Origin of the sequence: Microcystis sp. M113S1 (assembly GCF_020246945.1) — a bacterium.
Classification (GTDB): Bacteria; Cyanobacteriota; Cyanobacteriia; order Cyanobacteriales; family Microcystaceae; genus Microcystis.
The window spans coordinates 1-9,006 of the sequence record NZ_JADBSA010000419.1 but is presented as its reverse complement, the minus strand read 5'-3'; the positions used below and the strand labels follow the sequence as shown (position 1 = coordinate 9,006).

General features: G+C 42.5%; 8 protein-coding genes and 3 pseudogenes. 5 read left to right on the top strand and 6 right to left on the bottom strand.

Going from position 1 to position 9,006, the window contains the following annotated elements; all coding sequences use genetic code 11:
* Positions 1-370 precede the first annotated feature (370 nt).
* The 4 genes from hpsP to IM319_RS21460 all read left to right on the top strand — a co-directional run bounded on the left by hpsP (position 371) and on the right by IM319_RS21460 (position 4,256).
* The gene (gene hpsP, locus IM319_RS21475; RefSeq protein ID WP_287736867.1) at positions 371-1,582 is read left to right on the top strand and encodes a hormogonium polysaccharide biosynthesis glycosyltransferase HpsP; all 1,212 of its coding nucleotides are present in this window, start codon (positions 371-373) and stop codon (positions 1,580-1,582) included.
* A gap of 354 nt (positions 1,583-1,936) precedes the next feature.
* A complete protein-coding gene (locus IM319_RS21470; protein WP_287685629.1) occupies positions 1,937-2,503 on the top strand; it encodes a glyoxalase-like domain protein in 567 nt (188 codons plus the stop codon).
* A gap of 48 nt (positions 2,504-2,551) precedes the next feature.
* Positions 2,552-2,893 (top strand): hypothetical protein, encoded by a 342-nt coding sequence (locus tag IM319_RS21465; RefSeq protein ID WP_287078143.1) that lies wholly within the window; start codon positions 2,552-2,554, stop codon positions 2,891-2,893.
* Between the two features lie 28 nt (positions 2,894-2,921).
* A complete protein-coding gene (locus IM319_RS21460; RefSeq protein WP_287685631.1) occupies positions 2,922-4,256 on the top strand; it encodes a flotillin family protein in 1,335 nt (444 codons plus the stop codon).
* Here IM319_RS21460 and IM319_RS22800 read toward each other — a convergent pair.
* A pseudogene (locus IM319_RS22800) lies at positions 4,202-4,413 on the bottom strand (Uma2 family endonuclease); the annotation flags it as partial. The gene IM319_RS21460 and the pseudogene IM319_RS22800 sit on opposite strands and share 55 nt — an antisense overlap.
* Before the next feature lie 226 nt (positions 4,414-4,639).
* Positions 4,640-6,736 (bottom strand): annotated as a pseudogene (locus tag IM319_RS21445) (S8 family peptidase).
* A 67-nt stretch (positions 6,737-6,803) separates the two neighbouring features.
* Between IM319_RS21445 and IM319_RS21440 the strand changes: the two are divergent.
* The gene (locus tag IM319_RS21440; protein ID WP_287736864.1) at positions 6,804-7,595 is read left to right on the top strand and encodes a Uma2 family endonuclease; all 792 of its coding nucleotides are present in this window, start codon (positions 6,804-6,806) and stop codon (positions 7,593-7,595) included.
* Positions 7,596-7,605: 10 nt separating this feature from the next.
* Here the strand turns inward: IM319_RS21440 and IM319_RS21435 are convergent, their stop codons facing one another.
* The 4 genes and pseudogenes from IM319_RS21435 to IM319_RS21420 all read right to left on the bottom strand — a co-directional run.
* Positions 7,606-7,827, bottom strand: coding sequence for a cyanobactin biosynthesis PatC/TenC/TruC family protein (locus IM319_RS21435; RefSeq protein ID WP_287685636.1), 222 nt, complete (start codon positions 7,825-7,827; stop codon positions 7,606-7,608).
* 46 nt (positions 7,828-7,873) lie between these two features.
* Positions 7,874-8,083: a cyanobactin biosynthesis system PatB/AcyB/McaB family protein gene (locus IM319_RS21430; protein WP_012263826.1), complete on the bottom strand. Its 210-nt coding sequence runs from the start codon at positions 8,081-8,083 to the stop codon at positions 7,874-7,876.
* A 40-nt stretch (positions 8,084-8,123) separates the two neighbouring features.
* A pseudogene (locus IM319_RS21425) lies at positions 8,124-8,702 on the bottom strand (peptidase S8); the annotation flags it as partial.
* 40 nt (positions 8,703-8,742) lie between these two features.
* Positions 8,743-9,006 (bottom strand): zinc ribbon domain-containing protein (locus tag IM319_RS21420; protein ID WP_287736863.1); only part of this gene is annotated, 264 nt, incomplete at its 5' end.

Below are 9,006 nucleotides of genomic sequence, written 5' to 3'. Positions count from 1 at the left end.
TTCCCAAATGCGTTTAACCGCTATGGGATAGAGAGGTGCGTAGTTCACCCAAGGAGAATTAATCTCTCGAAGTAAAAGTGAAGGGAATTTCTGAAATGGAATTCAGTCTGTCTATATTTGACTATACTTTTACTAACTATTACTGGTAAATCAGAGGGATAAGCTATTGTGCATCTAAATTTGATATTCGTTTTGAATTTGATATCCTCTTGGGGTTTCTTGAGCGGTTTCCCAGCTGCCTTAACAGATTTACTCTGTTCTGGTCTTAGAGTCGCTCTAAGTGGCACTTTCTAGCATATATCGTGCAAATGCGCTAGTATTTAACAGTAAAGCCAACCTAGAACGACGGGGTTTCTGACCCAATTTTTCGATGAAAATTCTTCAGATTGTTCCTTCGATTTCCCTTGTTTATGGTGGCCCCAGTCAAATGGTACTCGGTTTGTCAGCGGCCTTGGCGCAACTAGGCCAAGAGGTGACTATTATTACCACCGATTCCAATGGTGACACAGGACAAACACCCCTAGATGTGCCTTTAGGGGTCTCTGTTAGTCAAAATGGCTATCAAATCTATTATTTTCGCTGTTCTCCCTTTCGCCGCTATAAATTTTCTCTTGATCTGTTTACTTGGTTGGCTAATAGGGCAAAAGATTACGATATCGCCCATATTCACGCCTTATTCTCGCCAGTGAGCAGTATATCAGCTTCGATCGCTCGTTACCGTCAACTGCCCTATATTCTCCGTCCCCTAGGCACCCTCGATCCGGCAGATTTGCAAAAAAAACGGCAACTTAAACAAATATATGCCAATTTTCTGGAAAAACCCAATTTAGCGGCGGCGGCGGCCGTTCATTTTACCAGTCAGCAGGAGTGTCAAATCGCCGAAAGATTTAAGATAAAAACTAAGGATATTGTCATCCCCCTAGGGGTAGATTTTTTTGACCCACAAGCTCTACCGGTAAACGGTTTTGATCTTCCCCAAAATAAACCGATCATCCTCTATATGTCCCGTCTTGACCCGAAAAAAGGTCTAGATTTATTGCTGCCCAGTTTAGAAAGGTTGTTAGCAAAGGGCCTAGATTTTCATTTTGTCTTAGCAGGAGGCAATCCCCAGGATCGGGAGTACGAAAATCGGATTAAAAATCAGATCGAGCGGTCAATCTTGGGGAAAAATACAACAATTACCGGATTTGTGACCGGAGAAATAAAAAATAACCTCCTCGCTAGGGCCGATTTATTTGTTTTACCTTCCTACTATGAAAATTTTGGCATCGCAGTGGCAGAAGCTATGGCTGCCGGAATTCCCGTGGTTATCTCCGACCGGGTGGATCTGCATCCTGCGGTAGCAGCAGCGGCTGCGGGATGGGTGACAGCTTGTCAGCTTGAGGATTTAACTAATACTTTGGCAACGGCTATCACTAATCCTGAAATTCGCCAACAACGAGGGAAAAATGCCAGGGATTTAGTCTTAAATCAATATAGTTGGTCGGCGATCGCTGAACAGATGCTAACTGTCTATCAAGATCTAGTCTGCGCTATCGATCGTCCCCTGCTCGATCGAAGTCACAGACGGATTAAGATTTAGGCCATCAGGATAACCAGCACTAAAAATGCCAGTAGGGTTAAACCTGATTGCAGAAAGACGGGAAGCGCAAAAGAATTCATAAAAGTAGCTCACTTTTCTAGGGATGGCTCTATTTCTAATATACGCTTTCATCTCCGCTAATTCCTCATATTTCCGTCCGCAATGTCATCATCTCATCATTTATTCATCCCATAGGGAGAATTTGAGGCAAATTGTACTGTATTTAAACTGGGTAGGGAGCATTTTAATACAAATGTACAGAACTCGGTTACTCCCCATCCTGTTCACTTAAGTTTCAGCGTCGTGATTATAATTAGGGAATGATAGAAATTCTTAGGCAATAGGATCACATCAGTGTTGATAAATCATCTTTTCTTCGGCGCTTTCCTACCCCTTGATACTCTCCTGTCCACCCAGGGGATTATGGTTATGCTCCTGGCCGCTTATGCTTTAGCCATGTGGATGTTTCTAACTAGCGCCCCAAAAGTTCATACAATCATGGTGACAGATTTGGAGACAGCCCGACAATTTTATGAAGGACTTTTAAATTTACCCACGGCCGATGTTCCCCTCCATTACTATTACAATTATGAGCAGACGATGGGCAATAATATGATTGACCCATTTTATATGTCTAGTAATCCGGCTGCGACTACTGCTCATACTTCTTTGGGAGATCAACCCCAGGGTTTATGGTATCAGTTAAAGAAAAATACCCAACTGCATATCGTTGCTGGGGCAAATGCGGGTTATAAGGATCGTCATCGTCACGTTTGTTTTGATCACGATTGTTTAGAACAAATTCTGATGCGGGTGGAATCACGACGCTTAAAGTATAAAGTTCGTCGCAATAAACCTTTAAATTTTTTGGTCAAAGATAATGCTGATCGCGTGATTGAAATGGCCGAAGTCTCGAATTAGTTAACAGTAATTAGATTGGGGGCAACCATAAAGGTAAATAACTAAACTATGAATGCTCAACTGCTCACAATCATTTTAATTTCTTTAGGGGTAGGTATTGGTTTGGCCATTCTACTCCTAATTTTAGTCAAGTTAAGACGCTGCAACCAACAGGTAAATAGTATCGTCGATCATCAATCTCTCATCGGTTTAATTGGAGTTGTTCAAATCCCCTTCGATAAAAATAGCAAGGGGAAAGTGCGAGTTAATGTCGGGGATAGTCTGATCGATATAGTAGCGATAACGGAAGGGGAAGAACAATTTAATGTCGGGGATCAAGCATTTATCCTCAATTGCCAAGACAATAAAGTTTTAGTCATTGCGGAAAAGTATATCAGAGGCGATTTGTAATTTCTTCTAGACCAAAGGGTAACTAACTATGAATAGTCAAAATAATTCCTATCTCATCCAAATCAATTCCAATCAATACGACAACAATAACAACAACAGTGCTGGTAATTTATTGGGGAATAGTGTTCCCATTGCTTTATTGATATTTCTGGGGATTGGTGCGATTTGGTTTATCAATTCTTTTTTGTGTATTTGCAAACCCAATGAAGTAGTAATCCTGAGTGGGATGAAACGCAAATCAAAAGATAGACAAGATGCAGGTTATCGAGTGATATCGGGGGGTCGGGCGATTCGTATTCCAATTTTAGAAACCGTTAAACGCATGGATGTCACCACAACCCCGATCAGAATTGAGATTAAAAATGCCTATTCTAAGGGAAATATTCCCCTGAATATAGTGGCAATTGCTAACGTTAAAGTTAGTTCTAAACCTGAAATAGTCGGCAATGCGATCGAACGTTTTTTAGATCGAGATCGAGCAGAAATTATTCGCGTAGCTAAAGAAACTTTAGAAGGAAACTTGCGGGGTGTAGTCGCAACAATGACCCCCGAACAAGTGAACGAAGATCGCCTAAAATTTGCCGAAAGTATTACCAGTAACGTCAGTCAAGACCTGTTTAAACTCGGTTTAGAAATTGATACTCTCAAAATTCAAAATGTTGCCGATGACGTGGATTATCTTAACTCCCTCGGACGGGAAAGAATCGCTTTAGTCATGCGTGATGCTGAAATTGCGGAATCAAATGCACTCAATGAAGCTGAACAAATAGTCGCGGAATGTGAGGAACAGGCAACCGTAGCTAAAACCCGCGATCAAATTATCATTTTAGAGCAAGAAAACGAATTGAGAAAGTTAAAGGCAAAACTGGAACAACAGGCAAAATCGGAAGAAGAAATAACTATCGCCGCCGCTAAGGAAAAACGTGCTATAGTTGAAGAAAAATTTCAACAGGTCAGAGCAGAATTAGAAAGATTACGTCTCCAAGCAGATGAAGTTTTACCCGCAGAAGCGCAGCAGGAAGCCGAAACTTTCCGCGCTAGAGGACAAGCGGCAATTTTTGAAGAAAATGCTAAAGCTGAAGCCTTGGTTAACGAATTATTCGCGGAAGTTTGGCAAAACACCGGCAGCGAAGCATCAGCAATTTTCTTGATTCAACAGTTAGAAACTATCCTGGAAGAAGCGATAAAAATTCCTAAACGCTTACACCTCGATCGAGTTAATATTGTTGATAATGGTGATGGTAAATCCCTCGCTACCCTGATTAAAGTCTATCCCGAAATCGTCAATCAATTCCTCGCCAGTGTCCATCAAACCCTCGGTATTGATGTGGTCGGAACTCTCACCAATAAAATTGAAAAATAGCAGTCAGAAAACATACTAGCCTGATTTTGGCGATAGATTGCTACCTGTTGACTAATGGGATGGGATCAATTAACCAGCCCAGTCTTAAGCCACTATCAAGATATTCCTGCATTTTTGCTTGGAGTTGACTTAAAGAATCAGTGCGCGGCCTTAATTCGGGTTTGCGGCAAAAAGTTTTTCGTGGGGGTAGGGTGTGGGGTGTGGGGTGTAGGGTGTAGGGTTTTACCGATTTTGAGGTAGTCAATTACCTAATTTTCGGGGAAAAAGTCCCGGAATTTTCCCCCCGACCACTCCAAGAAATGGCACTTTTTGATTTCAAAAAAGCCTAAAGATATTATCCAACAAGGTTTTTAGATTTATTCAGCAAACCCTAAGCTAAGACCTCACTTAGAAACAGCCCAAGAGCGCACTTCTCCTAAGGTTACTGGAGTGCGATCGCTAACATCAATGGTAAAGCGAAATACTCGTTTAGCTCGCAGACCATTTTCGGGATCGAAGAATTTTAATTTCACATCCCAGCATTCACTTCCGTAGCGACAGAAGGGGCTTTTTTCTACTTCAATACTGTGTAATTCCATTCCCATTGCTACTGCTTGGGAGAAGGTTTGTACAGCTTGAAAAGCGTTAGTAGCCGCAAAATTTAAGGCGCGATCGCGTGCTATTTGTCCTAAATTTCGTAAGTCATAATAAATGCGATTCAAGAAACTGGTCAGAGAACGCCGCATCCTAGATTCATCGGCGATTTCATGTTCCGCGCTAACAGTTTCTATCGCTGATTCAATCAAAGTATTAACTTTCCAGCCATACATTCCTCGCGGACTATTAACTTTGAGGACAGGAATAATTTGACCGGAAAAAAGTTTCACAGTTTCCTCGGTCAGCATACCCGGAATACTCACTCTTTCAACATAATCTTCGTCAGCTTCTGGCAATATTTGACCCGCTAACATATATTGCATGACTTGATAAATATCAGCAGCAAAAGCTCCCACTGGTTTAATAGCATAGATGGGAGTTAGTTATAAATTAACTGTCCAAATTAAAGACTTAGTTTCTGATAGATTACTTTCTAAATAATCTACCATTTGTCGTGCATCGTAGGGATTGGATGGTAATTCAATATTATCGATCGTGATGGTTGGCATTAACTGCTTAAAAGTATCCCGACGCGCTTCTGTTCCGAAATCATAACCCAGGGTTCCTAACACATAAACGAGGTTTGAGCGTTGACTAGGAACAACATTATTTAGGACAATATTGTTATGTGCTTGATGATTTTTTATTAATCCAGTTGAGGAAATATTTTCTGAAGCATTGCTAGGAGCGATCGCTGGTTGTCTTGTTGCTGCTGTTGAAATGGTTGCAGTTATTCCCTGATTCGCTATCTCGGTTGAACAAGAGGGAATAACAGAGGTTGTCGCTGTCACTGGAATTACCGTCGATTCTATGATATTATTCGACGAATTGTTATCCGCTTCAACAGTTTGTAATTTCTCTCCTGTCAGCAATTCATAAGCTCCAGAGATGTTGATTTTTCCTAACAGACAGCGTTCTGGTTCTTCTACTTCATTAGGATCGCAGGGAATGGCACTATTAGTCAAGGCGGCTCTTACTGCTTCCGCATCGGGAGATAAACCCTGTTCTAATTGTAAACTCATTAATAAAGCGGCCGTTCCTGTCACAATTGGAGCAGCGCAGCTAGTCCCTTTTTTGCGGATAGGGTCATCAGTTCCGGGTTGAGATCCTAGAATATTCTCTCCGGGAGCAAGAATCCCTTGAGTCGCATATTTACCACCAAAATTACTGAATTTAAATGGCTCTCCTGTATCTTTCATCGCTCCTACTGTCAGGACATTTTCTAATACCGCAGGAACGCACCAACACTCTCCTTTATCATTACCACCAGGAGCAATAACGAGTATATTATTATCCTGTGCTTGACGAATCGCTTTATCAATAAATTCGTGAGCTAATCCGCTTTGAGTTGGGTGACAAGCGGCACAATGGATAATATTAACTCCCTGTTCAATAGCGGTACTAATCGCCCGGGAAAGATTGAGAGGATTAATAAAATCGTCATTCCCATAAGCAATGGGAATATTAATCACCGTTGCGTTAGGAGCAATCCCTTCTACCGGTGAATCTGGCTGTCCACAAATGGTGCTGATAATATGGTTAGCATGGAAGCGCAAATGCAAACTGTGGCGGATATTTTCATCTGGAATCGCCTCCTTAAACATTTCCTCTTTTTCTTCATCACTTTTGCCACTAGCTTCTACATCTAAAAAGGCTTGTAAGTGTTGGGGATCGATGGGAAATTCTTCGGCCCAATAAGGATTAATACGGGTAATATTTGCTCCTTGAAAACAGGCGCGATCTAAGTCAACTGGTCCATCAAGAACGGCGATTTTGATGCGTGGATCGCCTTTGGTATGGGAGCGAAGAGCGGTCATTCCGGGGATAGCATTGAGATCAGGCATAGTTTGTACAGATTTTCAAGAACAGTTATAGAATAAAAGCTAGATAACAAAAATAGGGGAATTAAAGATGAGTTCAATCACCCAAACGGTACAATCCTCAACCACAATTCAGGAACCTTCTGCAACGGTGTATTGCGATTCCCCTTTACCCGACCACACCCAACTCCCCGATAAAGATGGAAGTTTTGTGAAAAACTATCAAGAGCCTCCCCAAGCAGACCTTTTAACGGATACTATTACACCCCTTTTAGAACAATTACATCCTGATGGTAATTACTGCCTAGGTCGAGATTGTGGGATTTATTGGCGATTGCCAGAGCATCCAGAATCTCTAGAAAAGGGTGCTGTTGCTCCCGATTGGTTTTATGTTCCCCATGTCCCCACGACTATTGATGGTCAAGTTCGCCGTTCCTTTGTGATGTGGAAAGAAACCATTGAACCGGTTATTGCCTTAGAATTTGTCTCTGGCAATGGTGAAGAAGAACGGGATAAAACGCCTGTTAAGGGTAAATTTTGGATCTATGAGCGAGCGATTCAAATTCCTTTTTATGGAATTTATGAAGTTAACAAGGCCCAGATCGAGATGTATCAGTTAGTTAATGGTCGTTACCAAAAAATGACTCCTAATCAGCGCGGTCATTATCCTATTGTTCCTTTAAAGGTAGAGTTAGGAATTTGGCAAGGAGAATACCAAAATCAATTCTTTCCCTGGCTTCGCTGGTGGGATGGGGAAGGTAACTTGTTGTTAACTTCCCAGGAATCTACTGAACAGGAACGACAACGAGCCGAGCGGGAACGACAACGAGCCGAGCGCCTAGCGGAACAGTTAAGGGCATTAGGGATAGAACCTGAAGATTAAGGGAAGGTGTTTAACACCAAATTCGACCCCGACGAAACGGCGGATCATTGGGATTCGCCTTGCGGTCTTGGAACATGGTTTTCCAGCGTCCGTAATCTTCTAACCCAGTTGCGGGAATATATTTAGCTTTAGGTTGAGTTGTTTCCTGTGGTTGAATGTTGGATTTTTTTGTTTCTGGTTGCTCAACATTCGGATTGGTTTCTGATTGCTTAGAACTTTTAGAGTCAGCCATTGTTTGATTTCCTTCAGTGTTTTTTGTTAGGTTTTAGAAGTCGATACTAATAACGAAAACCGCCAAAGGATGACATTTTTAGATAGCCATAGTGAGGGTATTGAAATTGTGCCGGATCGTTGTAGTTAGCCCCATGAACTAACTTAACCAAGATAGATACTAAATCTTCTCCATCGCCATGAACAATATCAACACATTCGTGGGGATGAATAAAATGGGGACGTTTGACGGGAGCAGACTGTTTGGGAAGTCTCATGGTTGTTTTGGCGTAAATAGATAGAGTTTAGGGGAGAGGACTAATAAGGAGAAGACCAGGAACGAACCTCGCCCAAGGTGACAGGAATTAAGTCACTCACATCTATAGTAAAACGGAAGACTTTACGAGCGCGGCGGCTATTTTCTGGGTCGAAGAATTTTAACTGTACATCCCAACAATCGCTATCCAGCCGACAGAAAGGACTCTTAGAAACATTAATACTATCTAACTCCATCCCTGCACCCACAGCCTCAGAAAAAGTTTGTGCTGCTTGGAAAGCATTGGTCGCGGCAAAATTGAGGGCGCGGTCTTGGGAAGTTTGCCCTAAATTGCGTAAATCGTAGTAGATGCGGTTGAGGAAACTACTCAAAGTCCGGCGCATTTGGCTTTCTTGGGCTTCTGTTTGTTCTGCACCAACAGCTTCTATTGCCGCACGGACTAAAGTATTAACGTGCCAACCATAAATTCCCCGGGGGCTATCCGGTTCAATGACGGGAACAACTTGTCCTGAGAACAGGCGTACTGTGCGCCCAGTAATCCGTCCCGGAATACTGACACGCTGGATATATTCGGGGCTGTCTTCCGCTTGCACTTGTCCCGAAAGCAGTTCCTGTAAAGCCGATTGACATCCTCGCCGCCGTAAAACGGACGGCGATTCCTCACCACGCCACCTTTTTAAGATGGTCGCTGAATGGGGTTGACGCGACCCGGGATGCTGCTTCTTTAACAGAAGTCTTACGCTTTCCTCTACGTCCGTTTAAAGTCTCCGAATGTCCTCCGGCAACCTTGATATTTACCGCAGCGTTTACATCTCGATCATGAAAAGTTCCACAGAAAAGACATTCCCACTCACGGATATTTAACGCCTTTTTCCCGCCGATATTCCCGCAACAGGAACATCGCTGAGACGTTGGTTCCCATCG